Origin of the sequence: Anabaena sp. UHCC 0204 (assembly GCF_009711975.1) — a bacterium.
Classification (GTDB): Bacteria; Cyanobacteriota; Cyanobacteriia; order Cyanobacteriales; family Nostocaceae; genus Dolichospermum.
On record NZ_VIKW01000005.1, the window covers coordinates 78,901 to 104,978 of the forward strand.

Here is a 26,078-nt window from a genome sequence, read left to right on the forward strand (position 1 = left end):
AAACTTAAAAAAAGAGAAACATCAAGATGAAATTCTTACACGACAAAGGTAGAAAGAAGTAAATTTACCTTTTACCATTACCTTGTTTCTGCCTTGATGTTTCCTACTGTGCTAGATGTGAACAATATACATTGTTTGATTTTGGTTGGAAGTATTGGAATTATCATTTTTTATGTAAAAAAAACTACTTTCATTACTAATAAATCTCTCTTAGGTGTGATTTTATCAAGTAGGGGCAACAGTTTTAAGTGATCATGAAGAAAAAGTTAAACTATTAAACACAATTCTATAAATCCTGATATGGCTTCACTATCAGACAGTAACAAAATCGTTCATCATCAAATCAGTAATGTAGACGACAAAAAAACTTTATGGGTAGGAATTGGTTGTCAAAAAGGGATTTCCCAGCAACTAATTAGTACAGCAATTAACAAAGTTTTTCAAGAAAATCAACTTATATTTAATGAAATAGCTGGGATTGCAACTATTGATAAGAAAGCATCAGAAAGCGGTTTAGTAGAATTTTGTAACTTAGAAAAATTAGTTTTAAAAACCTTTAGCGCCGAAGTTTTAAATAATGTATTTGTTCCCAATCCTAATAATAATATTATTAAATTCATGGGAACAGCCAGTGTAGCCGAAGCATCAGCAATTCTCGCAGCTTCAGAAATAACATCTGAAGAAATAACATTATTAGTTCCTAAGCAGATTTTCCGACTAACAGAAGAAACAATCACAATAGCTGTTGCTAAATGTGAAAACCCGATATTTTAATCAACTGCACTGACAAAATAGTTAACGATACTGGAAACAATTGATAAGACAATTGAACCTAATAAAGCCGGAACAAAACCCCGAATTTCAAAACCATAACCGGGAGTAATAGCACTTGCTAACCATAAAGTTAAGGCATTGATCACGAAAGTAAATAAACCCAAAGTAATTAAAGTAATGGGAAATGTTAAAATCTGTAAAATTGGCCGAATAATAGCATTTACTAAACCAATAACCACAGCAGCAATTAAAGCAGCCGCAAAGCCGCTGAGAATGAAACCAGGAACAATATTAGCCGTAATTAATAATGCTACCGCAGTACCAAGCCAAGTCAAGAGAAAGTGTTTCATAGTTTTATTAGGGGAATTAAGATCAACGTTGTGGGGAAGTGCGTTTTAAGAAAACTTTCCATGTACCACCACCGACTACACCATCAGGTTCTAAGCCATAACGGATTTGAGCCGCTTTCACTGCTGCTTCTGTAGATACTCCAAAATCTCCGTCTATAGCACCATTCAGAAATCCCAGGTTTTTTAGTTGTTTTTGCAACTTAATCACTTCTATCCCACTCATTCCTCTCCGCAAAATCGGCCATCCTTCGGAAGTATATTGAATACCAGGTATTTGTTGATTAGGAGGAGTGGGTTTAATGGTAGTATTCGGTTGATTTGGGGGGATTGTAGGTTTTTTGGGAGTGGGTGGTTTTGGTGTAATTACCCTAGTGTTGCTGCTGGGTTTGGTGGGAACAGTAGTAAAACTACTAACAGCGTTAGGTGGTAAAGAGTTAATAGTAGATGGGGTGGGAAACAGTCTTTGCCAAGTGATATTATCTACCGTACCCTTGGGGCTTAAACCTGCGGCTTGCTGAAACTGGGAAACAGCTATAGCTGTATTTTGTTGATATGTACCATCCACAGCACCCGAATAAAAACCCAAAAGTTTTAAAGCGGCTTGGAGTTCTGTAACTCGTTCACCTTGACTACCTATGTTTAGAGGTGGACGATTAATTTTAACTTCTGGGTTAATTTGAGCGATTTTGACTGGTGCGGCTGTTGATATTAAGGCGGAAGAACTAATCAACACGGGTGTGGTGGTTAACAAAATGAAGCAATACCAAGAATTTAGGCTCATGTAGTTGGGAATACTGGCTATTAAACTATTTTTCATAGAACTTTTATACAACTTCTTTTGTAACTCTAATATACAAAAAGCAATATTTGTTTGCAGAATGGGTTGAATTGCTATTTTCCTGTAATATTTGACCCCTATTCACAAATCTTTCACAAATTCGCTCTATCTTCAAAATTAATGAGATTACTACAATTTTCTCCCGATTTATAACCAAAACAAATTTTGTAACAACTTTTTAAACTTTTATGAATACCTGTCCTTGCTGCTCCAACACCATGACGCGCAACTTTCGCCAACATCATATCTATTGGTTTTGTCGCAGTTGCTGGCAAGAAATGCCGTTAATGGCTGAAAAAACTCATAATCCTCTGGTTAAGCCCTTACCAAAACGTCCTTTGGTTTTAGTTTAACTGTGCCATTAGAAAATATACATCAAAAAGTCAAAAATCATGAATTGTATTCACCAAATTTCACCTAACAGTTTGATTCAAGAAGTCTTTGGCACAGAAAAACACCAGTATCAAATACGTATCTACTTACCTTACTCACAAATACAAATAGTCATTTTTTCCAAGATCAGAGTAAAAACAGGTTTCTTAACAATCCAACAGGTTCAGAATCTAGGAACTCTGGTGGTAAAGGAATTTAGACTGAATCCGAATTTTGTAGTTTGGATTGAGCATGATTTCTCACAGTGCGAACATTTATCCTCTGCTGCCTTCAGTTTAGTGACTTTTGACTGGTATCATGGGCAAGCAACTAATCCTCGCTGGCTTCCTATTCATGAAAACTGGTATATTGATTGGTTACAAAATGCTAATCTTGAGTACATAACAGTATGAATTAAACATCGTGATTAGATGAAATCACCAAGGATAAGCCCATGTGAAAATTTTGTGTGTCGAAGATGATAGAAATATAGCCCAACTGCTACAAATAACGTTAGCCAAACAACGCTATCAAATTGACTTAGCCCAAGATGGACAAGCAGGATGGAATTTAGCGGAAGTTTATACTTATGATCTGATTCTTCTAGATGTAATATTACCGAAGATGGATGGTATTAGTTTCTGTAAAAAACTCCGCACCAATGAGTCTTCTAACCTTAATCCTAATCGGGATACCCCAGTAATATTAATGACAGCATTAGACGCAGTGACAAATAAAGTCATGGGCTTGGATGCTGGTGCTGATGATTACATTGCTAAACCTTTTGATCTAGATGAATTATTAGCTCGAATTCGGGCATTATTCAGAAGAAACCAAATACAAAAAACGCCTTTATTGACTTGGGGGGATTTGTCACTAAACCCGAACAGTTGTGAAATCACATATCGAGAAAAACCGATTTATTTGGCTGCGAAAGAATATGAAATACTAGAATTATTTCTGCGACATCCTGAGCAGATTTTTAATCCTAGTCGGTTACTAGATCGGCTCTGGACAGCGGATGAATTTCCCAGTGAAGGAGCAGTTCGCGCACATATTAAGGGATTGAGGCAAAAACTTAAAAAAGCGGGTGTTGCAGATATATTAGAAACGATTTATAAACAAGGTTATCGGCTCAAACAGCCGGAACTTTTCAGCAAAGACTATCAAGAAGAAATTACCCCCGTTGTTAGTGTTGCGTCGGAATTAAAAGCTGTTTGGGAAAAATATCGTCAGTCTTATAGCGATCGCATCTTTATCATAGAACAAGCCATTACTTCTTTACAAAATGGCACTCTTACACCCACACAACAACAGGAAGCAGAAAAAGAAGCACATACTCTGATTGGTTCTTTAGGCTGTTTTGGCTTAGATACAGCTTCGCAAATTTCCCGTCAGATTCAGCAACTTCTCAAACAAGAGCAAGGATTAGAAACAACGGAAATTGCACAACTGGGAAAACTGATAACGCAGTTACAGCAGGAGATTTCAGAATATGGCTGTGAAAATCGAGCAGAAAGTTTATCTTCAATTCCTGTTATTCCTTCAGCATCTTTACTAATCGTAGATGATGACTTGCCTTTAGCAAACCAGATGGTAACAGAGGCAAAAAATTGGGGATTTCAAGCGGAAATTGCCATTAACCTCAAGCAAGCACAGGAATTTTTAACTCATCACTTTGATGTAATTTTGTTGGATATCAATTTTTCTGATTCCACAGAAAATGGGTTAGATTTTCTCGCATTAGTCCGTCAGCAATACCCAGAAATTCCCGTTATCATCCTGACTGCTGAAGATTCCTTTGCTCAAAGGGTAGAAGCAGCACGTTTAGGAAGTCAATGCTTTTTACAAAAACCCATTCCTCCAAGTCAAGTATTAGCAACTATCACCCAAGTAATTCAACAAAATAATCAGCCCATAGCGAGGTTATTAATTGTTGATGATGATCCAGGTTTATTAAATTTTCTCCGCACTCTGTTAGAACCATGTGGCTATCATCTGATTTTACTAGATCAACCTCATAAATTCTGGGAAACACTAGAGCAGACAGTTCCAGATTTGTTGATTTTGGATGTTGAATTTAGTGTAGTTTCTCTATCTCATCAGAACAGTGAAAAAGTCAGCATTTGGAGTGGGTTTGATTTGTGTCAAGTAGTCCGCAGTGATGCTCGTTGGAATCGTTTACCTATCTTGTTTTTATCTTCCCATACTGATATTGAAACTATCCAACGTAGTTTTACAGTTGGTGCTGATGATTTTTTGACTAAACCAATTGTACCAACGGAATTATTAACCCGTGTGCGAACCCGCTTAGAACAACGCCAACTTTGGAAAGTGGCAGAAATAGATGCGCTCACAGGATTAAGTCTGCGTCGGAAAGTATTACAAGACTTAACAAGATTGCTACAGTTAGCACAACGACAACAACAAAGTTTTAGTTTAGCAATATTGGATTTAGACAAATTCAAGTTTGTCAATGATCAATATGGGCATGAAATGGGCGATCGCGTCCTCAATTATTTTGGTAAACTCCTTAATCAATCCTTTAGACAGGAAGATGTCGTTGGACGTTGGGGTGGAGAGGAATTTGTGGTAGGAATGTATGGAACAAGTAGAGAAGATGGAATACGACGATTAGCACAAGTGCTTCAGCAATTTAGTCAGTATTTATTTACTGCCCTGGATGGAACTAAATTTAAAGTCACATTTAGTGCGGGAATTGCTCAAATTCCTGATGATGGCAAAGATTTACAAACACTGTACCAAAAAGCAGATGCCGCACTTTACCAGGCTAAAAAATTGGGGCGAAATTGTATTTGTGCTGCAACTTCAGGTTAGGAGGAAAATACTATGGAAGATGACCTTAAAACCAAAGCACAACTAATTGCTGAATTACAAACTTTACGAGCAGAAATAGCTGCATACCAAGAAATAAGGGAAATTAAAATAGCCCAGAGAAAGGAAAAACGACAACTAATTAATCGCACTGCGCTGTTAATCCGTGATTGTCTAAATGTTGAAGATATTCTGCAAACTACAGTTACAGAAATTAGAGGTATTATTAAGAGCGATCGCCTAATTATCTACCAATTTCAACCCGATGGTACAGGCTTGGTTGTTAAAGAAGCTGTCGTAGATCCAAAATTTTCAATTTTAGATCGCACTGTTATAGATCAATGCTTTGAAGAAAGCTGGGTGGAATTATATCAACAAGGACGAACCAGAAGCATTAATGATATATACACTGAGCTTGATATCAATGAATGTTATCAGCAATTTCTGCAAAATTTTGATATCCGAGCAAATCTGGTTGTTCCCATTATCCGAGAAAATCACCTCTGGGGATTACTTATTGCCCATGAGTGTACAGCACCTCGTAATTGGACAACTGCCGATGTAGATTTTATGAATCAATTGGCAATTCAGGTAGGTATTGCTATTCAACAAGCATCATTAATAGAAAAGCTACAAACAGAACTAGCACAACGGCAAAGATTAACCTCTATATTAGAAGCTACTCCTGACTTTGTGGGCATGGCCACACCCCAAGGAAAGGTGATTTGGCTCAATCCTGCTGCTCAGAAAATGATGGGAATTGCGAATATTAATGATTTTACAGTTGTTAAAAGTCATCCTCAATGGGCATTAGATATTATTTATCATCAAGGCATACCTACAGCAATTGAAACTGGTAGTTGGTTAGGAGAAACAGCAATTTTGCATCAACATGGCTCAGAAATTCCTGTTTCTCAATTAATTGTTGCTCACAAGTCTGAGGATGGAAAAGTGTTATACACTTCTACTATCATGCGTGATATTTCTAGGCGCAAATTAACAGAAATAGCCTTGAAGGAAAGGGAAAAACAACTAGAATTGTTTGCCAAATATGCACCTGCTGGTATTGCCATGTTTGACAGAAATATGCACTATGTAATTGCTAGTCAACGATGGATTGATGATTATAAACTTGAATCTATTACAACTATAATTGGTAAATCTCATTACGAGCTATTCCCGGAAATTACAGACACATGGCGACAAATTCATCAACGTTGTCTTGCCGGTGCAGTAGAAAAATGTGATGAAGATTTATTTGTCAGAGTAGATGGATTAAATCAATGGTTACGCTGGGAAGTTCGCCCTTGGTATAATAGCAACAATGAGATTTGTGGGATTATTATTTTCTCTGAAGATATTACTCAACGCAAACGAGTAGAAAGAGAACTGCAACAATTAAATATACAATTAGAACAAAGAGTTACAGAACGCACAGCACAACTATCTCAGGCTAACGATCACCTACAAAGAGAACTATTTCAGCGAGAGAAATTAGAACGAGAATTAAAAAATCGGGAAAAATTATTAGATGGATTTTTCTATGCGGCCAGCCAAGCAAATGTAGGTTTATCAATAGTTGATACTAACCTCCATTTTTTAAAGATTAATCAGAAATTAGCAGATATAAATGGCTATCCTATTGAGGCGCATTTGGGAAAATCGGTAATGGATTTAATACCAGAAATTGCGCCGACAATTTTACCCCTATTACAAAATATTCTCGATCATAAACAACCAATTTCTAACTTAGAAATTAGCGGTATTATTAATAGTCAGCCAGAAATGATAGGTTATTGGCTCGTTTCCTACTTTCCCATTTTCGGAGAAACAGGAAATGCAATTGCACTGGGGAGTATTATCATTGAAATCACTAAACGCAAACATTTAGAAATAGAGCGAGAAAAGCTGATTGGGATTATCGAAGCTACTTCTGATGTGATTGCTACAGTTAGATTTGATACCCAAAAAACCGAATATGCTAACAAAGCAGGCCGTCGTTTCTTCGGTTTAGCTGATAATGCACCAATTGATCACATTTCTATTGCAGATGTTCATCCTCAGTGGGCTTTAGAAATTGTTCAAAAACAGGGTATTCCCGCCGCAGTTAGACATGGTGTTTGGGTGGGAGAAACAGCCTTTATCAACCATGAAGGGCAAGAAATTCCTATTTCTCAAGTGCTGATTGCTCAAACTTTTGGTAGCAATCACACACAATATCTTTCTACTATTGCTCGTGATATTACCCAACAAAAACAAATTGAAGCCACTCTGAAAGAATCAGATCGCCGCTGGAAATCACTGCTAGATAATGTGCAGTTAGTAGTGATTGGTTTAGATATAAGTGGTAATGTCGAGTATGCCAATCCCTTCTTTTTGCAACTCACTAACTATACCGAAATAGAGGCTTTAGGCAAAAATTGGTTTAATAATTTCTTACCTCAAAGTCAAAATCATCTCATAGAAACTACTTTCCAAGAAGTAATAGAAAATAATTTCTATCCTCACTATCAAAATCCCATTTTAACTAAATCACGTGAAGAACGGATGATTTCCTGGAGTAACACTTTATTGAGAGATGTTGAAGGAAATCCCATTGGTACTATTAGCATTGGTGAAGATATTACCGAGCGTTATAAACTCGAACGCATGAAAGCCGAGTTTATTTCCATTGTCAGCCATGAATTGCGAACTCCTTTAACTTCTATGCAAGCTGGGTTAAGTTTGCTCTATGAAAAAATTATAGATGCCAATTCTCCTGAAGGTGAAGCTACTCTTGAAATCGCTACAGAAGGCGTAGATCGTTTAGTCCGCCTCGTTAATGATATTCTTGATTTAGAACGGTTAGAATCTGGCAAAATCAATCTCGAAAAATCTGTTTTTAACACTATTGATTTAATCAATACTGCCATTTCTCAAATGCAAGATATGGCAATTCTCGCTGGTATCATCCTTAATACTACGCCCTCATCCTACCAAGTTGATGCTGATCCAGATCGCTTATTACAAGTTATTATTAATCTTCTCAGTAACGCAATTAAATTTTCTCCATCTAATGCAAATATCTATTTAAAAGTAGAAGCAATTTCTTCTTCTCCCTTGCTCCCCCGCTCCCCCACTCCCCTGCTCCCCAGTCCCCACCTCCTTTTTACAGTCAAAGATCAGGGAAGAGGTATTCCTAGTCACAGCCTAGAAAGTATTTTTGAGCGTTTTCACCAAGTTGATGCTTCTGACTCGCGCTCTAAAGGTGGCACTGGTTTAGGATTAGCTATTTGTCGTAATATTGTGGAACAACACGGTGGTACTATCTGGGCAGAAAGTATTTTAGGAGAGGGTAGCACTTTTTACTTTACACTGCCAATTGAGGAGGTTAACAATGGGGAATAAACGGGTTTTAATTATTGATGATGAGCCAGGTATTCGTCAGATTGTGCAGATTGCGCTTAAAGCTATTGCTGGTTGGGAAGTGTTGCTTGCGGCTTCTGGAAAGGAAGGAATAACTATGGCTATGGCCGAACTTCCTGATGCTATCCTCTTAGATGTGATGATGCCAGAAATGGATGGAATAGCCACATTTAAACAAATGCAAACGAATTCTAAGCTGCAATCTATACCGACTATTTTACTGACTGCTAAAGCTCAAACTGCTGAACAACATCAATTTACTGAACTCCCTATTACTGGAGTCATTACCAAACCCTTCAAAGCCCCTGATTTAGTCAAGCAAATGCGATCGCTCCTCAACTGGTAGAAGCAGGGGAGCAGAGGAGAAATATTATCTTTCCTTTTGCTTTTCCCAATTAAATTATCAATTACTAATCATTAATTTATTTACATTCACAGATAGTTCACAAATTTTGTTTAGCTTACAGGATAAATAGACCTGAGAAATCCTGGTAGCAATATGAACAAGATTTTAGTGGTTGAAAATGAAACCGTACTATTGGGGCTTTTAGCAGAATTACTTGATTTATATGGATTTATTCCAATTACTACCACATCATTGAAGCAAGGATATGAGCTAACTAAACTCGAAAATCCGCATTTAATTTTGTGTGGTTATTCAAGTCAAAATATCAATAATAGTGATGAAACTTGTTGGACATTTCTGCAAAAAATTCGCCAAGATTTAGAAACAGCAAATATTCCTTTTATATTAATGACTGGAGCAGAGTTAGAAACAATTCCCAACTGGCAGAATTACCTGAGATTTCAAGATATTTTACTAAAACCATTTAACTCACAAGTTTTGCTGGAAAAAATCCATGCTCATTTGTCTTCTTACCAAATAAAATCCAAAACTAACCAAAATCATCAATCATCTGATTCCAGAGAATTTACTAATCAAAATGCCTTTTTCACAAAAGAGAACCAAACAACTTACAACTATAGCTATCTTCTTGCTTAAAACCCATAACCCAGAAGCTATTTATAGCTTAAAAGATTTTCTTACTATTGTTCCCAATCCAGAGAAAATTAAACAAATTCTCATTGCAGCAATTTACCAACTTATGGAAACAGAACCAGAAACAATATATTGGCTGTTAAAAAATCCCACTTATTTACAACCGGAAATTGATATTAAATTCATTGTTACTCAAAAATTGTATGAGAAATTAATAACTTGGGGATTTACACCGGAAGATATCTACTTTAATGAAAATGGAAATTTAGAGTTTAATGCAGCAACTAAAGACAGGTTATTATCAGCAAATTATTCTTCAGATAATGGTGCAATACTAACCTTAATTAAATTCTTTTTAACTGAATTAATTTAAAGCTTTGGCTTGGTTAAATTCCCAAATTTAGGACTCCACCATCCTTTGGCTGTATGAAAATAAGCCACATCTTTATGTTTTTTATCTTTCCATGATTCCTGACCAGAACACCGCAGCATAGTTTTATTCTGCCCATCTTTAATATAGCTGTATTCCTCCAAAGGTTTCTGACATACTGGACAGGGATATGCAGTGATTTTTGCTGAAGGTTTGGGAGCATTTTCATCTGGAGATGTTTTAGTTTTTGGTGCTTCCCATTTTTTGTTAAAATCGCTCCAAAACAGCACAATGTTTTCACAGCCACTCACACATTTAAGAAAGTATTTCTTTTTAACTTTACTGCTGGGAATTTTAGCTAAAAAGTTTTTACACTCAGGACAGCGAGTTTTAGAAGTTTCATATTTACGTTCAGCTAGATTATTAGTTTTAGCTAAAGTTGATGAATTGACAACGACAGTTTTAGCTTTGGAAAGCGCAGGGACAAAATAATTTTGATTCCAAGTAGTTAAATAATGTTGCCAAGAGTTTTTTCCTTCAGAAATTGCATCTAGCGCATCTTCCATTTTAGCAGTAAATTCTGCTTCTAATAAATCTGGTAAAGCCTTTTGTAAAAATTCATCAACTTCTAAACCCAAAGTTGTTGGTTGAAGATTGTCTTTTTTCAATTCCACATAATTGCGCTTCTTTAAAGTAGCAACTGTAGGGGCATAAGTGCTAGGACGACCAATACCTTTTCTTTCCATCAATTGTACAAGTTTTGGTTCACTGTATCTTGGTGGTGGTTGGGTTTGTTTTTGGTCATGTCCGGCTTTTTCTAAAGTTAGTATTTGTCCCTGTTGCAAAGCAGGTAAAACTGCATCTTTGCTCAGATTCAGCCAATATTTTGCATAACCGTAAAATTCGATTACTTGCCCTCTAGCTTGCCATAAAATATTACCTGATTTCGTAATTATCAGAGTTTTACGAAGTTGAGCAGGACGACATTGAGAAGCAACGGCTCTTTTCCAAATCATCACATATAGGTTAAACTCATCTTCAGGTAATTCTGCCCGCAATTGCACTGAAGGACGAAAAACATCTGTAGGACGAATCGCTTCATGTGCTTCCTGCGCTGTTTTACTACTGCGGTGCTTGGCTACCTGCTGGGGGACATTTTGGGGATCATTTTGTTCCAACCACTGACGCGCACTGGCACAGAAATCAGGACTCAACATGACTGAATCTGTTCGCATATATGTAATTAACCCTGCCTCATATAGCTTTTGGGCAACCTGCATGGTTTTGTCGGGAGCAAATTTCAGCTTTGAACCGGCTGCTTGTTGAAGAGTTGAGGTGGTAAATGGTGGAGGGGGTTGACGATAAACGAGTTTCCCTTCTACGTGAATAATTTGATGAGGATGACGCTTTGCTTCCTCAACTAATCTTGTTGCTTCTGCTTCCGAGAGAACACGCTTAGATTCGGGCTTCTCTGGGTTATTACTAGCTGCATCATCATGAGTTTCCGTTTCTGCTTCTGGTGTGTCTGTGGGAGTATTGGCTGTACCTTTGTAAAAAGCCCGAAATCCTTCTTGATAATCTACCCACACACTCCAGTAATCTTGGGGGACAAAAGCTAGAATTTCTCTTTCGCGCTGACAAATGAGGTGTAATGTGGCGCTTTGAACTCTACCTACGCTTTTTGCACCGTTATTTAATGCCCAAACTAGGGGACTGCCTTTGTATCCTACCAGCTTGTCAAGACAATCACGACATAATCCTGCACCGATTAAATTAGTGTCAAGTTTTCGGGGATGTGCGATCGCATTTTTGACCGCAGATGCTGTAATCTCAGTATAAACTACTCGCTTGGGTTCTCTTAATCCTAATGTTTCTTTAAGATGCCAAGCAATGGTTTCTCCTTCTCTGTCCGGGTCTGTCGCTAAAACAACTTCATCAACTTGTCTAACAGCCGCTTTTAATTGTTGAATTGTTTCTTTTGCCCGTTGGTCACGGGGTACATAATTGCAGCGAACAGTATTACCATCCATTGTAAATCCTAGTGAATCATCACCCTCATTGCTGAGTTCGCGGATATGTCCACAACTAGCGCGAACAATCCAATCTGCACCGAGAATTTGACTCAGTTTTTTGACTTTTCCGGGAGATTCCACCACTAGGAGACGTTTGGGCATGGCGCTTGTGTTTTAGATGCTTTATATAGGATAAAATAAATCAGAAGATTTTTACAAGAAGTCGGGGATCTGAATTTCTCAACTGTCTGAATCAGGATAAATAATTTTTAGTAATGGCAATAATTATGAGTAAAAGCAACATTCAATCATCACCTGTTAAAATAGAACTTTCAATTAGAAGTGAAAGTGTACAAAGGATTTATAATTTTTATGTAAATAATCTTTTTTATGCTAATAGAAGATATCAAAGAAAATTAGTTTGGACTATAGAAGAAAAAAGAGCATTTATAGATTCCATTTTACAAGGGTTTCCAGTTCCTATAATCTTACTAGCAGAAACAGAAAAAGACAAGAAATCTGTATTTGAGATTATAGATGGGATGCAAAGATTAAATGCCATTACTGCCTTTATTGAAGGAGAATTTGATATTGAAGGTAAATATTTCGATTTACAAACAATGGTAGAATCAAAATCTAGGTTAGATCAAGGAAAGTTAATACAAAAAAATCCTATTCTTGAAAGGGAATACTGTGAAATAATAGGTAGTTATATTCTTCCACTATCTGTTTATGCCTTCAATGATAATGATAAAGTTGATGAAGTTTTCAGAAGAATTAACTCAAATGGTAAACATTTATCAAAACAGGAATTACGTTCAGCAGGTGCAACTTCTAAATTTGCTAATTTAGTAAGAATAATTTCAAGTGAAATAAGATCAGACGCATCAGCTTCAGATATTATTCTTCTTAATGAGATGAAAAAAATTAGTATCACTAATAAAGAACTTGAATATGGTATTAAAGTTGATGATATTTTTTGGGTAAAAAATAAAATTTTAACAAAGGAAATGCTTAGAGAGTCAAGAGATGAACAAATTGTTGCTGATATTATTGCATATATGTTATTACCTGAGACACCTAGAAGTAGTGCTTCTATCTCAGATGAATATTATGGCTTTAAAAATGGTAAAAATCAGGAAAAAATAGAAACTTCATTAGTGTTAAAGCAGCCTGAGCATATTAAAAAAGAATTTATAATTATCTATAATCATATTCGCGAGATATTACAAGAATCAAAAAGAAACTTTAGCGAATTAATTAGTTTAAACAATTTGAAATATATGCCTCGTCCTTTTCAAGTAATATTTTTCAGTTTTTACGATTTAGTTTTTCGGGAAAAAATGGAAATAGCTAATTATGATGGATTAGTAAAATCTTTAAAAAACATTAATAAAGATATAGATATTACTAGTGGGCAAACATGGAGTTATCAAAATAAAAGGCGTAATATTAACAAAGTTAAAGGGATTATTAGAGAGTTTTTTAAAATAAGAGATAATAACGATCCTGCTAAAGATTCATGGTTAACAGAATTTGAAACTCTACTAACTCAATCAAAAACAGAACAATCTTTATATGATTTTAAACAAGGTTTTACACAACTAGATGGAAGAGGACAATTTGATCAAGGAAATTTTAGTAAAATAATTCTAACTTTAACTGCAATGGCAAATCATTCACCTGGTGCAACTGGTTATGTTTGTGTTGGAGTAGCAGATAATGATCAGACAGCACAAAGGATAAAAAAATTATATAATATTGAACCAGTGGAATATAAAAATTTCAAGATAACAGGAATAGAACACGAAGCAAAGAGATTACAGGGGAATATTGATAATTTTTATCTCTGGATAACTCAACAAATTAAATCAGAACCTATTCCTCAAACAGTTAAAGATACCATAGGTAGAGAGATTAAAATAATTGATTATCACGATAAAAGTGTACTTATTTTTTGTTTGAAAGCTGGAGAAAAACCTATACAATACGATGGAAAATTTTATCAACGTATTGGTGCAAACATTGAAGAAATTGACATTGATGAATATGCGGAGCTTTTCAAACGTTTTTCCAAATAAATCTAAAAATTTGGATATCTTGTATTTTACAATAAATTAAATATGCAACGTAACGCACCTTGCCTTGATCTATGGGATTATTTTTAATAAATTTGGGGCGTTACGCTTTGCTCTAAGCCAGCCATTCCCGTAAGGGCTTTACACACCCTATTATTAACTTAAATCCTGGATATCCTGATTCTGATATAATATAGTAAATTGCCAGCAGGAGTAAAATTTATGACGATGAAAGAACTTATTCAAGCAGAAATTGACAAAATACCAGAACAAGAGCTTAATGAAGTTTATCAACTAATTAAAGATTTTACAGATAAAAAGAATAGTACAAAAAAGGGAATTTTATCTCAATTAAAACAGATAAAAATTCAAGGTCCTACAGACTTTTCCGTGAATTTTGACAAATATTCATACCAGCAAGAATTAGATGAGCAATAATCGTTATTTTTTAGATACTTCATTTATTATTGCTCTAATTAATCAAAGAGATCAATATCATCAAATAGCTAATGATTTAGCAAATTATTATGATGATTCATTTTTAGTGACTTCTGATGCAATTATATTAGAAATTGCTAATGGTTTAAGTCGTAATTATAAACAAGAAGCAACTCAATTAATAGAATATTTATTAAATGCAGAAACAGTAGAAATTATCCATGTCACTCCAGAGTTATTTCATCAAGGATTTGATTTGTATAAGAAGTTTCAAGATAAAGAATGGGGTTTAGTTGACTGTATTTCTTTTGTAATTATGAGAAATCAGAATATTACTCATGCTTTAAGTTTTGATCATCATTTTCAGCAAGCTGGATTTTCGTTAGTAAAATAGTGTCGGTTGGCTTGGATATTAACTGAGTCTAATTTTTTTAGATATGAGAATTTTTCTGAGGTTTATATTTTTTAGATATTTGGTAAATTATGATCATCAAGTAATTCTATCTTAAATCTCACAATTAATTATCAAATCAATATTCAAAACATGATACTTTAAAATAACATCCTGTAAATCCTTAAATCCTGGATATCCTGATTCAGACAAAAAATTCCATCTTCAATATCACAATTAATCATCAAATCAAGATTCAAAAAAAACATGATATTTGAAAATAACATCCTGTAAATCCTTAAATCCTGGATATCCTGATATGGCTACGCCACGCTTCGCTATCAGACAAATAATTAAAAAGTAGCTGTCTGAATTGCTTCTTCTGGTCCCACTAGAGATAAGTATGGTGTTTGTAAATATTTCCGAGCGGCTGTAATTGCCTCAGTTGCTGTTACATTATTAATTAATTCGGGAAACTTTTGATCAAATTCAATTCCTAAACCCAAAATTTCATACCAACCATATATTTGAGCAATATGTCCATTAGTTTGTTTACCCAAAGCATATTGACCGATAATTTTGTTTTTAGCAGTTTGTAATGCTTCTGCTGTTAATTCGGTGGTACATAACAATTCTACTTCCTGACGAAGTCCATTAAAAGCAATTTTAGTATTTTCTGGTGCAGTGCCAATATAAACTACAAAAGAAGCTGGAAATAGTCGGGTAGAATAAATTGCAGATACGTCATAAGCTAACCCTTGCTTTTCTCGTAATTCTACAAACAAACGACTCGAAAGACCATTACCTAAATAGGTAGCAAGTAACTTGAGAGCAGCATATTCTGGGTTAGTTACTGATGGTCCTAAATAACCCAACATGACAATTGATTGTTGAGTATTTAAAGGTTTAAGACAAGGTTTAGGTGATCCGGCAATTGGTGGTAAATTAAGAGTAGGTTTGGCGGAATCTGGTATTTCCCAATCACCAAAAATCGTTGTTACTAATTTCTCTGCTTGTGCTGGTGTAATCCGTCCAGCAATACTAATGACAATATTATCGGGGCGGAAATGAGTTTGGTGATATTCTATTAAATCATCACGGGTAATGCTGCTCATAGTTGTTTCATCACCTAAAACTGACATAGAGTAGGGATGATTTGGGTACATTACCTGACGTAGTTGTTCAAAAGCCAGGCTAAAAGGTTGCTCTTTTTGGGAACGAATATCTTGGATTGCTAACCGCTTTTCTAGTTCTACTTGATTTTCGGGAAAAGTAGGCGATCGCAATAATTGTCCAGCTAATGCTAAAATTTCTACAAAATCAGTCGTTACTGTTTTCAAAGATAGCAAAAAATAATCTGTAGCTGCATCTGTGCCTAAACTAGCACCCACAGATTCCACTTTTTCAGCAATTTCTAAACTCGATAAACCATCACAGCCCTTTGTCATCACTGCTGATAACAAATGTGCTAAACCAGCTTTTTCTCGCTGTTCATGACAACTACCAGCCCGAATAAAAATCCGTCCAGCAATAATATCAGCGGCTTGATTTTCTGATACTAATAAAACAATACCATTACTTAATACAGTGCGATGAATGAGAGCGCGATTATTAATAGTTTGCATTTTTCACTTAATAACTAACAAGGTTTAAGAATTGTCACAGCATAATTAGCTGGTGAAAGATACTGTTGAGCTAATTTTTGCAGTTCTTGAGTATCTAAAGACTGGATTTCCTGGGGATAGGTAATAGCTAATTCAGCATCGGCTATAGTATGATAATAACCATAAAAATTAGTTAGCTGATTTGGTGTTTCTGTAGAAAAAGCATATTCATTACATAAAAACCTCTGAATGCGATTTAGCTCTGGCTGGCTAATTTCTTGATTTTGCAATTCTTGTAAATGGGAACAAATCAAATTTTCAACTCGTTCCAAATATTCTGATTCTAACCAAGCAGTAATTGTAAATAAACTTGATTCTTGTTGTAGAGAAAAATTACAGCAAATTTCTTGGACAAGTTGCTTTTCTTCCCGCAAATCAGATACTAACCGAGAAATTCTCCCTTCCCCTAGCAGCACTGATAATAATTCTAAACCATGAACAGCCCGAATTTCTTCTACTCCCGGTACTTTCCAAGCCATCATTAACCGCGCTTGTTCTAGTCTTGGTAATATTAACTCATGACGACGAATTCCTGGAATTGTCGGTGCTGCAACTTTGGTAAATTGGGGACAATTATCCCGCTGGGGAAAATTTGCAAATGTACTGTTTACCAATTCCCGCGCCGCTTTTTCGTCAATTCCCCCCACCACAACCACAGTCATATTTTCTGGTTGGTAATAACTGCGATAAAAACAGCGCATAGCTTCCGGGGAATGCTGCATCAATTCTGGCTCAGTACCCAATACAGAACGCCCGTAAGGATGGTTTTGGTAAGCATTTTTCACCAGAGATTGATAACCCAGCCAATCAGGATCATCATTGTAAGAACGGATTTCTTCTAATACCACATCCCGTTCTCTGATAAATTCATCGTCAGGAATGGCTGCATTGAGGAGTAATTCTCCTAAATGGGGGACTGTATGCTCTAGGTGATTAGCAGCGGTTGTAATGGAATAATGGGCATAATCGTGGCTGGTTGCCGCATTACTCACCCCGCCGATTTTTTCGATGTGATAATCAAATTCTCCAGGAAGCAGGTTTGGTGTGCCTTTGAAAATCATGTGTTCTAAAAAATGTGCCATTCCAAACCAAGACTCTGGTTCTAGGTTAGTTCCCGCACGCACCCAAACATCAGTTACCACTACAGGTGTAGTGGATATCTCTTGGTGAATGAATGTTAAGCCATTATCTAATTTGATGACTGAACCGGGAAACACGCTGTTAGTTAGTTGTTTTGACAATTTTTATAGCTTCAACCAGAATCTAATTTTCTATTCTAACCTTGATTTTCATGTCTTATGCACAAGGAAAAGCAGAAATCAGGATTTGAGAGTTTTCAGCCTATCTTCTGAGTAATCTGTGGTGCGATCGCTTGCCATAGCGCCAAAGAAGTCAATTCTGCCAAATTTTCGGTATGATAGGCAGGGCTGAAGCTCTGAGGGTGCATCTCGTGGAGAATTACAGAAACATCGGCTTGGGCTATTTGCCATGCTATTGTAACCGAAGTTCCAGCAGGAGTCGTAGGGGCGTTCGCGGAGCGTGCTGGAAGCATCAGCATTCGGGCGATAAATTATCGGTTTTTTCCCAAGTTTATTTTCCGAATGCTTCGCCCGTAATAGGTAGAGCGATCGCTGTTATCTTAATAATTCGATGCAGATTTATAGGACTTACGCAATAATAAATTATTACTAACTACTCGCCATCTTTTAATCATGAATCAGTCAAATGATAGTGGAATACTTGAACAGATTGTTAACACAGTGATGGGGGTGAAAAATGGAAATCAACAACAATTCCTTAATACATCAGCCGCGACCACAAAAGAATTAGATATCAAGGCAGTTTTAGTTTATAAATTAGGAACTATTCTACAAATAGGAGTGATGATTATTGTATTACTGGGAATGGAAAAACTAGTAACGTTCATTGATCAAAATTCTTCTTTTCCCAGTTGGTTTAGCACTTTACTGACTGCATTATTTTTTGCTTTATTAAGTATCCGTTCCCGAATTTTTTCGCTTTTAGATAATACCCGCTCTCGGACAACTTATGATCAAGTAATTAGACCAAAATGGTCGCCACCACCTTTAGCATTTCCCATAGTTTGGATGATCATTGCTGTGTTGCGGGTAATTTCTTCTGTGTTAGTTTGGCAGCAAATGAATCACCAATTTTTAGTATTGCCTTTAATTTTGTTTGTGATACATCTTTCTTTCGGTGATACTTGGAATACGATTTTTACCGTAGAAAGAAGATTAGGTGCTGCTGTTCCCGTGGTTATTTTAGGTCCTTGGTTATCTGCCCTAGTAGTCACAGCAATTTATTGGCAAACTGTTCCTTTAGCGGGCATGATTTTATCTTTTTCTTGTGTATGGCTAACGGTTGCTGCTGTATTGGTATTGAGAATTTGGCAATTAAATGGATCTGAGCCTTTGTATCCTTTAAAACTTACATTTGTAGAGAAATAAATCCTGACTGGGCGCAGACTGGGTGCAGACTGGGCGCAGGGACTGCGCCGCCAGTGAGCATATAGGCCGCTCGTTTTTCTGTCAAGTTGTGCAGACTGGGCGCAGGGACTGCGCCCCTACATCCTGCTGTATTAAATTTCCGTTCCTAAACTCTGAGCATAAATAACTTCAATATTGCTACCAAATTCCACTTTGTCTAAAGATTCTGCGAAAAAGACAAAACCCTTATATGCTGTGACATATTTATATATTTTCGTAAAATAACCTTCACTGGTGACAATGACAAGCGGCTCTTCACCTTTGGAGAGAATATTTAAAAAATTATCTAACTTCACACAGATACCAGTTCCTCTATGAGTGAAAATACTCCCACCAATAGCAGCAGGTTGAGCAGCCGCGTCACCACTGTAATAGCTCATTTGGCGCTAATTTTTACTTATGTTATTGACTCTGCTGATTTTAAACTTTCGTCTCCATTACGTGCTGTGAAGTTTGTAACGTTTGGGGTAAACTCCAATCTGGACGAAGTTTAGCTGCTTGGCGTAAATAAATGTGGTGAATTGGGGTAGAAGTTGGTAAATTAGCGTGAATTAAAAAGCGAATACAGCGCGGTAAACTGCCTTCAACGTACATTTGTTGGACATCTAACATAGCTACACTATCCCATAGAGGACGACTGCGAGCGATCGCGGCTGGGAAAATAGCATCTAAATCTTTTGTCACTGAAAAAGTCACACTAATCATATTGTCTGGCTGAAGTTGATTTCTTTGCTCCAACTCATCCAATAATTCTGTCACTGAGTCTCGAATTGCTTCGATGCTGTTTTCTGCAACGGTTGTTGCACCACGAATTGCTCGCATTTGCCATTCCACTACTAAAATCCTCCTTTTGTTAGTTGTTAGTTGTCCGTTGTCCGTTGTCAATTGTTATTTCTATGGGCGATATAACCACATGGGTAAACCACTTGTGGACATTTCAAACTCTAACCAATCAATTCCAGCACTAATACCTGATTTGGCTAGACGACTTCCTGGTAGAATACGGCTCAACAATGGTTTCCGTTCTTCTAGCGTATAACAAGGAGTTTTCTCTGGATCAAGTCCTACCAATTCGGCTGTCCAACGTCGTGCGTCTTCTTCTGTCCCTAAGCGGTCTACAACACCCAATTCTAAGGCTTGTTGTCCGGTAAAAATCCGGCCGTCAGCGAAGCTTTTTACCTTATCTACCGTGAGTGAACGCGCTTGTGCTACCGTTTCCACAAATTGTTGATAACTACAATCAATCAATTCTTGCAGAATGATTTGTTCTTGTTCTGTTAGTTCCCTATCAAAAGCTAATATATCTTTGTAGGGTCCAGATTTAATCACTTTAAAGGAAACACCAATTTTTTCCAGTAGCACTTCTATGTTGTTTCCCCGCAAAATCACACCAATACTACCTGTAATCGTGCCTGGGTTCGCCATAATATGCTCTGCACCCATACCAATATAAACGCCACCAGAGGCGGAAATATTGCCGAAGCTGGCGACAATCTTGGTTTTCTTGCCCAATCTCTTCAGGGCGCTATATATTTCTTGGGAATCTCCCACAGTACCCCCAGGACTATCAATGCGTAGCAGTAAAGCGGGAAATTTACTTTCTTCTACGGTTTTTAGGGCTTCTAGGACGTGCTTACGGGTTGCACCAGCGATCGCACCGCTAACTTCAATCCGCGCAATTTGTTTACGAAAGTTGGGCTTAAAGGGCCAAATCATGAGCAGTTAAATAACTTTTGAATATTCTGAATATATTTAATTTGACACTCTCTTGCCACAGCGTCAGCGGTGATCATCAATTCTCGTTTCCCAGAAACTGTAGTCAGAAGTCGTAGGGGCGAAGCATTCGGAAAATAATCTTGGGAAAAAACCGATAATTTATCGCCTGAATGCTGATGCTTCCAGCACGCTCCGCGAACGCCCGTACAAAAGTCAGGAGTAAAACCCTGTGAGGGAAGGAGTTTTCATTGATGTCCTCACTACATTGGCGGTTTTTATAAGTCCCAAAAAAAAGCTTAAGGAAATTTTTAGATTTTATATGTAGTTTTATTTGGTATTTTTAAGGAACAAGAAGCAAGTATTGAAAAATATTAGCTTATACGAAACAAATATCCATACAATAGCATTGTATTATATTGCTACAACACAGAAGAATAAAATATTAACAGAAATAACAAAATAGAAATCTCCAGCACAGAGCCTAGCTTTTAGCAAAGATATCAATTATTTATTTTGTCATTGCGTAGTTCATCAGAGCAACTTGAGAGCAGTGGTGACTTTCAAGAATCAGTCCGCAGAATTTGATGGCGGTAATGAGCATAGACATCAAATAGCGCCCCGACAAATCCACAAGTTAGACTAATGATCAATAGACCATTAAGGGAACTTCCACTACCAAAAGTGGCCAGAAAATGTAGAATCGGCATAGAGAGATCCGAAATTATCCCTTGTAGCCCTGGAATGTAGCCAAAAAGGGATAAAACCAACAAAATCCCACCAACAAGGAAGACAGGGGCAATAAAACTAAAAATGGTGGTAAGGACTAGAGATCGCAAAAAATTACTAAAAATAGTCATTGTTAGACCTGGTTAATGGGTAACTCAAGTAATAGCCAAAAATTTATCTGCTACTTTCTACAATACTGGCGATCGCTCTTAAACATCCATTTCGTCAAGAATCTTAAGTTTTCATTAAATTACACTGGTAATAGTTATCCCCAGACAATGGGATTTTTTTTATGTTCAATATCCAGAAAACCCTGAGATAATTAGGATTTACACCTCAGTGTGTAGTTTAGCTATAAGTAGCAGCACTGTAAAACCTAGCTTAATTTTATGAGACTAGTCGTAAACTAAGTTAATGTTTAAAGCAAAAGAAAAATATGCTATGAGCATATAAGCTATTAATACAAAAGGTATGGAAACTGCTTCTATGGACCCTAAACGGGTTTTATTTTTACACCCTAACTTTCCCGCTCAATTCCGGCATTTAGCTACAGCTTTAGCCCAAAATAGTAATTATCAAGTTGTATTTGGTACTAATCGTCAGGAAGGAACAATCCCCGGTGTATTTAAGGCTATTTATGAACCTTCCCGTCAAGCTACTGCACCAACTCATCATTATGTCCGCAATTTAGAAAATGCAGTTCTCACAGGACAAGCTATATATAGGATGGCAGAACAACTGAAAGCACAGGGTTTTGTCCCAGACATAGTTTATGGTCATTCCGGTTGGGGTCCAACATTATTTATCAAAGAAATTTTCCCCAAAGCCGAATTATTGTGTTTCTTTGAATGGTTTTATCATGCTCGTGGATCTGATGCCGATTTTGACCCCAGCGAACCCCTCAGTGCAGATGATCAATGTCGGATTCGTGTAAAAAATGCGCCAATTTTGTTAGATCTATCCAGTTGTGATAGCGGACTTGCTCCTACTCACTGGCAGCGTCAACAATTTCCTCTAGAATATCATAGTAAAATTACTGTATGTCATGATGGTATTGATACTAATTTTTTTAAACCCAATCCAGGAGCTAAATTAGTTTTACCCCGTATTCATCTTGACCTTTCCCACATAGAAGAATTAGTAACTTATGTAGGCAGGGGGATGGAACCTTATCGGGGTTTTCCCCAGTTTATGGAAGCAGTAGCATTAATTCAACAACGAAGACCTCACGCTCATGTTGTAGTTGTGGGAGAAGATAGAGTAGCTTATGGGAAAACTCTCCCCGATGGCAAAAGTTATAAACAGTTAATGTTAGAAAAATTAGATTTGGATTTATCTAGATTGCACTTTACTGGTAGATTGCCTTACGATGAATATCTGCAAGTATTACAAGCTTCCTCAGCCCATATTTATTTAACCCGTCCCTTTGTTTTATCCTGGTCAATGTTAGAAGCAATGGCCGCTGGATGTTTGTTAGTAGCGTCTAATACTCCCCCTGTCTTAGAGGTAATTAAAGATGGGAAAAATGGACTGCTAGTAGATTTCTTTTCTCCCCAGGAAATTGCCCAAAGAGTAGATGAAGCCTTAGATAATGCCAAAGATATGCTCTCTATTCGGATAAAAGCGAGAAAAACAATTATTCAGAATTATAATTTAGAAATCCTTTTACCACAACATTTAAATTGGTTATTGGGTAATAAAACTGCCGTTATATCTCATGGATTTTCAAAGTAATTTAATTGACCAGCGCAGTCAAAGAAAATTAAACCTATTAGCTATACTGACCGAAGCGATCGCTTCTTGGTAGAATTTAGGTATGCACCATAACCCATTTTATAAATCAATACCCTTAGTGTTAAAAATAAATCATTGTAGGGGAATAGCAATGCTATGCCCTTAGCAGGTTTAAATATTTATTTTTGTCAATGTTGATTCTATTCCCAACTACCAGTAAGTAACCAATGAGCAAATCCAGTTTCGGAACATGGAGTCAGCGATTGCTGGCCGCAATTTTTTTAGGTGGACAAGCCTTAGTTCACCTTCTCAAAGGTAAAATTCATCGCCGCAATACCATAGAACAACTAGTCATGGTAGGACCAGACTCCCTCTTTATTGCTTTATTAACAGCTATATTCGTGGGTGCAGTATTTACAATTCAGGTAGCACGGGAATTTATAAACTTTGGAGCAGGAAACCTCGTTGGTGGAGTTTTAGCAGTAGCATTAACTAGAGAACTGACACCTGTATTAACAGCAGTAATTTTAGCAGGACGGGTAGGCTCGGCTTTTGCAGCGGAAATTGGCACAATGAAAGTTACAGAACAAATAGATGCTCTATTAATTCTCAAAACAGATCCTATTGATTATCTAGTCATTCCTCGTCTGTTGGCTTGCTTCATCATGCTGCCTATCTTAACTTTGCTATCTTTAATAACAGGAATGTCTGGAGGATTGCTCATAGCTACCAATATTTACAACCTTTCAGATACAGTATTTCTAGACTCAGCGCGTAACTTTCTCGATATATGGGATATTTGCAGCGCCATGATTAAAGCCTGTTGTTTTGGTGTATTAATCGCCATTATTGGTTGTAGTTGGGGCTTAACCACTACTGGAGGTGCTAAAGGTGTGGGACAATCTACTACAACTGCTGTTGTCACTGCTTTATTAGTTATATTTGTTAGCAACTTCTTTTTATCTTGGTTGATGTTTCAGGGAACTGGTAGTGGATTAGCAAATTAATACACTCCAGACGGAAGCCACGGAAATTCTTGGTTCAGCCAGTTCACTTAGACTTAACGATGATTTAGAAGTAATCAGTCCAGAAGCAATACAGAGTAATTAAGAATTATCCTCAGTAGGAGAAAAAATTATGACTAGTTCATTGACACCTAACACCACCTCAACAGTAGAACTAAAGCCAAGTTACAATATTCCTGTTGTATTAGTGCTTGTGGCTATTCCCATATTTTTGATACAACCTTGGGTAGGAGGAATATTCGCCCTACTTGGTTTATTTTTGATGTTGCAAGCTGTAACATTGCGGTTTCAGTTTACCCCTACCGATTTTGATCTTTACCGAGGAGAAAAGTTAATTAAACGTTTTCCTTACCAAGAATGGCAAAATTGGCGGATATTCTGGAATCGGGTTCCCATTTTGTTCTATTTTAAAGAAATTAACAGTATTCACTTTTTGCCAATTTTATTTGACCCTAAAACCTTAAAATCATGTTTAGAAGAACGTTGTCCACGAATTGATTAGAGTTTTGGAGCTATTCGATTGTATATTTTGTGAAAGATATTTTTGTATCATGGGAAATTTAGATTATTGTTTATGAACCCAGAGGAATCTCAAACTCCAGAATCAATAGATGAATGGTTGGAACAAATAGAAGTACAACCCCCTACAGATGAAATACCCGCAACCCCATCTGCTGATTTAAAATTAGAGGACGAAGTATCAACACAGGAATCCTCTTTGAATTCACCCATTATTGACACAACAACACCAGAATCTGAAGACTCACTAGATATACAAGCCGCGCAACGAATCACTCAGTTGCAGCAGATGGAAGCTGACATAAAAGCAGAAATTGCTCAATTGGAAATTACATATAAAACTCTTCAGAGACAAGTCACTGTAACTCAAACCGCACTCTCGCAAGTTGTTCAAGAGTCATTATCGCAGTTAGAACAACGTAAACAAGCGTTACAAATCTCTGTAGAACAGTTAGAACGTCGTCAAGAAAGGGTTCGCAACGAAATGCGGACTACCTTTGCTGGGACATCTCAGGATTTAGCAATTCGGGTGCAGGGTTTCAAAGACTATCTTACAGGTAGTTTACAGGATTTGGCATCAGCAGCAGAACAACTGCAACTTATCCAACCTGCAAAAGAACGGGAAAAGCCAGCACCAAGAGAAGCAAAATCTGCTAAAGAGCAAATGGCTAATTCCACGCTATCAGAAATGCCCCAACTTGGCCAACAGCAGTTTCAGGATACTACTAAAAAAATCCGCCGCTTACTTGACCAATACCGCAACCAACCAGATTATTATGGACCACCTTGGCAGTTACGCCGTACCTTTGAACCAATTCACGCGGAAAGAGTCTCAAATTGGTTATTTACTTTAGGTGGAAGAGGTGCTTTGCGGACAATGGGTAGCCGCTTACAGAATATTTTAATTGCTTCATCAGCAATTTCGATTTTACATCAACTATATGGCGATCGCGTGCGAACTCTGATTTTAGCAAATACACCAGAACGTTTAGGTGAATGGCGACGGGGTTTACAAGATTGCTTAGGTATCGGCCGTCCTGATTTTGGACCCGACAGAGGAGTGATATTATTTGAAGCACCGACAGCTTTAGCCCAAAAAGCAGAGAGATTAGTGAAAGCTAATGAAATGCCTTTAATTATCATTGATGATTCTGAAGAAAAAATCAGTTTAGGTTTACTACAATTCCCTCTCTGGTTAGCTTTTGCCCCTGATCCAAAAACCATGAAAGATCGGGATTTTGACGATGATTTTTAATTGGTAATTTTTAATTGGTGACTTGCCCTGAGCGTAGCCGAAGGGTTGGTGATTGGCAAAACAACGGAC

At 36.9% G+C, this 26,078-nt stretch carries 26 protein-coding genes; 16 read left to right on the top strand and 10 right to left on the bottom strand.

The genetic code is table 11. From position 1 onward, the window contains the following. Window positions 1–300: 300 nt before the first annotated feature. On the top strand, window positions 301–774 hold the full coding sequence (locus FJR04_RS05760; protein ID WP_168492600.1) for a cobalamin biosynthesis protein: 474 nt from the start codon (window positions 301–303) through the stop codon (window positions 772–774). Here the strand turns inward: FJR04_RS05760 and FJR04_RS05765 are convergent. Both FJR04_RS05765 and FJR04_RS05770 read right to left on the bottom strand, forming a co-directional pair. Further along, on the bottom strand, window positions 771–1,124 hold the full coding sequence (locus FJR04_RS05765; protein WP_168492602.1) for a phage holin family protein: 354 nt from the start codon (window positions 1,122–1,124) through the stop codon (window positions 771–773). The genes FJR04_RS05760 and FJR04_RS05765 overlap by 4 nt on opposite strands. A 22-nt stretch (window positions 1,125–1,146) precedes the next feature. Continuing rightward, on the bottom strand, window positions 1,147–1,941 hold the full coding sequence (locus FJR04_RS05770) for a peptidoglycan-binding protein (RefSeq protein WP_168492604.1): 795 nt from the start codon (window positions 1,939–1,941) through the stop codon (window positions 1,147–1,149). 209 nt (window positions 1,942–2,150) lie between these two features. On the opposite strand from FJR04_RS05770, the gene FJR04_RS05775 reads away from it, so the two are divergent. The 7 genes from FJR04_RS05775 to FJR04_RS05805 all read left to right on the top strand — a co-directional run bounded on the left by FJR04_RS05775 (window position 2,151) and on the right by FJR04_RS05805 (window position 9,947). After that, window positions 2,151–2,315: a hypothetical protein gene (locus FJR04_RS05775; RefSeq protein ID WP_168492606.1), complete on the top strand. Its 165-nt coding sequence runs from the start codon at window positions 2,151–2,153 to the stop codon at window positions 2,313–2,315. 39 nt (window positions 2,316–2,354) lie between these two features. Further along, window positions 2,355–2,747, top strand: a complete 393-nt coding sequence (locus FJR04_RS05780; protein ID WP_168492608.1) for a hypothetical protein — start codon at window positions 2,355–2,357, stop codon at window positions 2,745–2,747. Window positions 2,748–2,790: 43 nt separating this feature from the next. Then, window positions 2,791–5,172, top strand: coding sequence for a response regulator (locus tag FJR04_RS05785; RefSeq protein ID WP_168492610.1), 2,382 nt, complete (start codon window positions 2,791–2,793; stop codon window positions 5,170–5,172). Window positions 5,173–5,184: 12 nt separating this feature from the next. Beyond that, a complete protein-coding gene (locus FJR04_RS05790) occupies window positions 5,185–8,556 on the top strand; it encodes a PAS domain-containing protein (protein WP_168492619.1) in 3,372 nt (1,123 codons plus the stop codon). Beyond that, on the top strand, window positions 8,546–8,920 hold the full coding sequence (locus FJR04_RS05795; RefSeq protein ID WP_168492621.1) for a response regulator: 375 nt from the start codon (window positions 8,546–8,548) through the stop codon (window positions 8,918–8,920). Before FJR04_RS05790 ends, FJR04_RS05795 begins: the two co-directional genes overlap by 11 nt. Window positions 8,921–9,073: 153 nt before the next feature. Next, a complete protein-coding gene (locus FJR04_RS05800) occupies window positions 9,074–9,577 on the top strand; it encodes a response regulator (RefSeq protein WP_168492622.1) in 504 nt (167 codons plus the stop codon). Then, on the top strand, window positions 9,570–9,947 hold the full coding sequence (locus FJR04_RS05805; protein WP_168492623.1) for a hypothetical protein: 378 nt from the start codon (window positions 9,570–9,572) through the stop codon (window positions 9,945–9,947). Before FJR04_RS05800 ends, FJR04_RS05805 begins: the two co-directional genes overlap by 8 nt. Here FJR04_RS05805 and topA read toward each other — a convergent pair. After that, a complete protein-coding gene (gene topA, locus FJR04_RS05810) occupies window positions 9,944–12,118 on the bottom strand; it encodes a type I DNA topoisomerase (RefSeq protein WP_168492624.1) in 2,175 nt (724 codons plus the stop codon). The two genes, FJR04_RS05805 and topA, sit on opposite strands and share 4 nt — an antisense overlap. A 125-nt stretch (window positions 12,119–12,243) precedes the next feature. On the opposite strand from topA, the gene FJR04_RS05815 reads away from it, so the two are divergent. The 3 genes from FJR04_RS05815 to FJR04_RS05825 all read left to right on the top strand — a co-directional run bounded on the left by FJR04_RS05815 (window position 12,244) and on the right by FJR04_RS05825 (window position 14,866). Next, entirely contained in the window at window positions 12,244–14,037 is a 1,794-nt protein-coding gene (locus FJR04_RS05815) for a DUF262 domain-containing protein (RefSeq protein ID WP_168492625.1), read from the top strand. A gap of 219 nt (window positions 14,038–14,256) precedes the next feature. Next, window positions 14,257–14,472, top strand: a complete 216-nt coding sequence (locus FJR04_RS05820) for a hypothetical protein (RefSeq protein ID WP_168492626.1) — start codon at window positions 14,257–14,259, stop codon at window positions 14,470–14,472. Next, window positions 14,462–14,866, top strand: coding sequence for a type II toxin-antitoxin system VapC family toxin (locus tag FJR04_RS05825; protein WP_168492627.1), 405 nt, complete (start codon window positions 14,462–14,464; stop codon window positions 14,864–14,866). Before FJR04_RS05820 ends, FJR04_RS05825 begins: the two co-directional genes overlap by 11 nt. Before the next feature lie 350 nt (window positions 14,867–15,216). Here the strand turns inward: FJR04_RS05825 and FJR04_RS05830 are convergent, their stop codons facing one another. The 3 genes from FJR04_RS05830 to FJR04_RS05840 form a co-directional block, all read right to left on the bottom strand. Next, window positions 15,217–16,488, bottom strand: a complete 1,272-nt coding sequence (locus tag FJR04_RS05830) for a pitrilysin family protein (RefSeq protein WP_168492628.1) — start codon at window positions 16,486–16,488, stop codon at window positions 15,217–15,219. A 14-nt stretch (window positions 16,489–16,502) separates the two neighbouring features. After that, window positions 16,503–17,744 carry a pitrilysin family protein gene (locus FJR04_RS05835; RefSeq protein ID WP_168492906.1) on the bottom strand — a complete coding sequence of 414 codons (1,242 nt, stop codon included), beginning with the start codon at window positions 17,742–17,744 and terminating at the stop codon, window positions 16,503–16,505. 119 nt (window positions 17,745–17,863) lie between these two features. Further along, window positions 17,864–18,079, bottom strand: a complete 216-nt coding sequence (locus FJR04_RS05840; protein ID WP_371717246.1) for a hypothetical protein — start codon at window positions 18,077–18,079, stop codon at window positions 17,864–17,866. 160 nt (window positions 18,080–18,239) lie between these two features. Between FJR04_RS05840 and FJR04_RS05845 the strand changes: the two genes are divergently transcribed. After that, window positions 18,240–18,995, top strand: a complete 756-nt coding sequence (locus FJR04_RS05845; RefSeq protein WP_168492629.1) for a TspO/MBR family protein — start codon at window positions 18,240–18,242, stop codon at window positions 18,993–18,995. A gap of 131 nt (window positions 18,996–19,126) precedes the next feature. On the opposite strand, the gene FJR04_RS05850 is transcribed toward FJR04_RS05845, so the two are convergent. From FJR04_RS05850 to FJR04_RS05865, 4 genes are all read right to left on the bottom strand, one after another. Next, a complete protein-coding gene (locus FJR04_RS05850; protein ID WP_168492631.1) occupies window positions 19,127–19,414 on the bottom strand; it encodes a hypothetical protein in 288 nt (95 codons plus the stop codon). 40 nt (window positions 19,415–19,454) lie between these two features. Further along, window positions 19,455–19,868 carry a chorismate mutase gene (gene aroH, locus FJR04_RS05855; RefSeq protein WP_168492633.1) on the bottom strand — a complete coding sequence of 138 codons (414 nt, stop codon included), beginning with the start codon at window positions 19,866–19,868 and terminating at the stop codon, window positions 19,455–19,457. 60 nt (window positions 19,869–19,928) lie between these two features. Further along, a complete protein-coding gene (sppA, locus tag FJR04_RS05860; RefSeq protein ID WP_168492635.1) occupies window positions 19,929–20,750 on the bottom strand; it encodes a signal peptide peptidase SppA in 822 nt (273 codons plus the stop codon). Between the two features lie 560 nt (window positions 20,751–21,310). Then, complete coding sequence (locus FJR04_RS05865; protein ID WP_168492637.1) at window positions 21,311–21,607, bottom strand: hypothetical protein; 297 nt, start codon at window positions 21,605–21,607, stop codon at window positions 21,311–21,313. A gap of 340 nt (window positions 21,608–21,947) precedes the next feature. On the opposite strand from FJR04_RS05865, the gene FJR04_RS05870 reads away from it, so the two are divergent. From FJR04_RS05870 to FJR04_RS05885, 4 genes are all read left to right on the top strand, one after another. Continuing rightward, window positions 21,948–23,210: a glycosyltransferase family 4 protein gene (locus FJR04_RS05870; protein ID WP_254445209.1), complete on the top strand. Its 1,263-nt coding sequence runs from the start codon at window positions 21,948–21,950 to the stop codon at window positions 23,208–23,210. 227 nt (window positions 23,211–23,437) lie between these two features. Further along, a complete protein-coding gene (locus FJR04_RS05875; protein WP_168492639.1) occupies window positions 23,438–24,217 on the top strand; it encodes an MlaE family lipid ABC transporter permease subunit in 780 nt (259 codons plus the stop codon). Between the two features lie 130 nt (window positions 24,218–24,347). Further along, the gene (locus FJR04_RS05880) at window positions 24,348–24,737 is read left to right on the top strand and encodes a DUF3119 family protein (RefSeq protein ID WP_168492641.1); all 390 of its coding nucleotides are present in this window, start codon (window positions 24,348–24,350) and stop codon (window positions 24,735–24,737) included. A 72-nt stretch (window positions 24,738–24,809) separates the two neighbouring features. Beyond that, a complete protein-coding gene (locus tag FJR04_RS05885; RefSeq protein ID WP_168492642.1) occupies window positions 24,810–26,009 on the top strand; it encodes a DUF3086 domain-containing protein in 1,200 nt (399 codons plus the stop codon). The last annotated feature ends 69 nt before the right edge of the window (window positions 26,010–26,078 follow it).

Excerpts from the sequence above, each read along its gene's own strand:
- FJR04_RS05820 (WP_168492626.1), top strand. The coding sequence starts at position 14,257 with ATGACGATGAAAGAACTTATTCAAGCAGAAATTGACAAAATACCAGAA.
- FJR04_RS05840 (WP_371717246.1), bottom strand. The coding sequence starts at position 18,079 with ATGCTTCCAGCACGCTCCGCGAACGCCCCTACGACTCCTGCTGGAACT.
- FJR04_RS05850 (WP_168492631.1), bottom strand. The coding sequence starts at position 19,414 with ATGAGCTATTACAGTGGTGACGCGGCTGCTCAACCTGCTGCTATTGGT.
- sppA (WP_168492635.1), bottom strand. The coding sequence starts at position 20,750 with ATGATTTGGCCCTTTAAGCCCAACTTTCGTAAACAAATTGCGCGGATT.
- FJR04_RS05875 (WP_168492639.1), top strand. The coding sequence starts at position 23,438 with ATGAGCAAATCCAGTTTCGGAACATGGAGTCAGCGATTGCTGGCCGCA.
- topA (WP_168492624.1), bottom strand. The coding sequence starts at position 12,118 with ATGCCCAAACGTCTCCTAGTGGTGGAATCTCCCGGAAAAGTCAAAAAA.
- FJR04_RS05795 (WP_168492621.1), top strand. The coding sequence starts at position 8,546 with ATGGGGAATAAACGGGTTTTAATTATTGATGATGAGCCAGGTATTCGT.
- FJR04_RS05790 (WP_168492619.1), top strand. The coding sequence starts at position 5,185 with ATGGAAGATGACCTTAAAACCAAAGCACAACTAATTGCTGAATTACAA.
- FJR04_RS05770 (WP_168492604.1), bottom strand. The coding sequence starts at position 1,941 with ATGAAAAATAGTTTAATAGCCAGTATTCCCAACTACATGAGCCTAAAT.
- FJR04_RS05830 (WP_168492628.1), bottom strand. The coding sequence starts at position 16,488 with ATGCAAACTATTAATAATCGCGCTCTCATTCATCGCACTGTATTAAGT.
- FJR04_RS05765 (WP_168492602.1), bottom strand. The coding sequence starts at position 1,124 with ATGAAACACTTTCTCTTGACTTGGCTTGGTACTGCGGTAGCATTATTA.
- FJR04_RS05870 (WP_254445209.1), top strand. The coding sequence starts at position 21,948 with ATGGAAACTGCTTCTATGGACCCTAAACGGGTTTTATTTTTACACCCT.
- FJR04_RS05885 (WP_168492642.1), top strand. The coding sequence starts at position 24,810 with ATGAACCCAGAGGAATCTCAAACTCCAGAATCAATAGATGAATGGTTG.
- FJR04_RS05775 (WP_168492606.1), top strand. The coding sequence starts at position 2,151 with ATGAATACCTGTCCTTGCTGCTCCAACACCATGACGCGCAACTTTCGC.
- FJR04_RS05845 (WP_168492629.1), top strand. The coding sequence starts at position 18,240 with ATGAATCAGTCAAATGATAGTGGAATACTTGAACAGATTGTTAACACA.
- FJR04_RS05815 (WP_168492625.1), top strand. The coding sequence starts at position 12,244 with ATGAGTAAAAGCAACATTCAATCATCACCTGTTAAAATAGAACTTTCA.
- FJR04_RS05800 (WP_168492622.1), top strand. The coding sequence starts at position 9,074 with ATGAACAAGATTTTAGTGGTTGAAAATGAAACCGTACTATTGGGGCTT.
- FJR04_RS05780 (WP_168492608.1), top strand. The coding sequence starts at position 2,355 with ATGAATTGTATTCACCAAATTTCACCTAACAGTTTGATTCAAGAAGTC.
- FJR04_RS05880 (WP_168492641.1), top strand. The coding sequence starts at position 24,348 with ATGACTAGTTCATTGACACCTAACACCACCTCAACAGTAGAACTAAAG.
- FJR04_RS05825 (WP_168492627.1), top strand. The coding sequence starts at position 14,462 with ATGAGCAATAATCGTTATTTTTTAGATACTTCATTTATTATTGCTCTA.
- FJR04_RS05760 (WP_168492600.1), top strand. The coding sequence starts at position 301 with ATGGCTTCACTATCAGACAGTAACAAAATCGTTCATCATCAAATCAGT.
- FJR04_RS05865 (WP_168492637.1), bottom strand. The coding sequence starts at position 21,607 with ATGACTATTTTTAGTAATTTTTTGCGATCTCTAGTCCTTACCACCATT.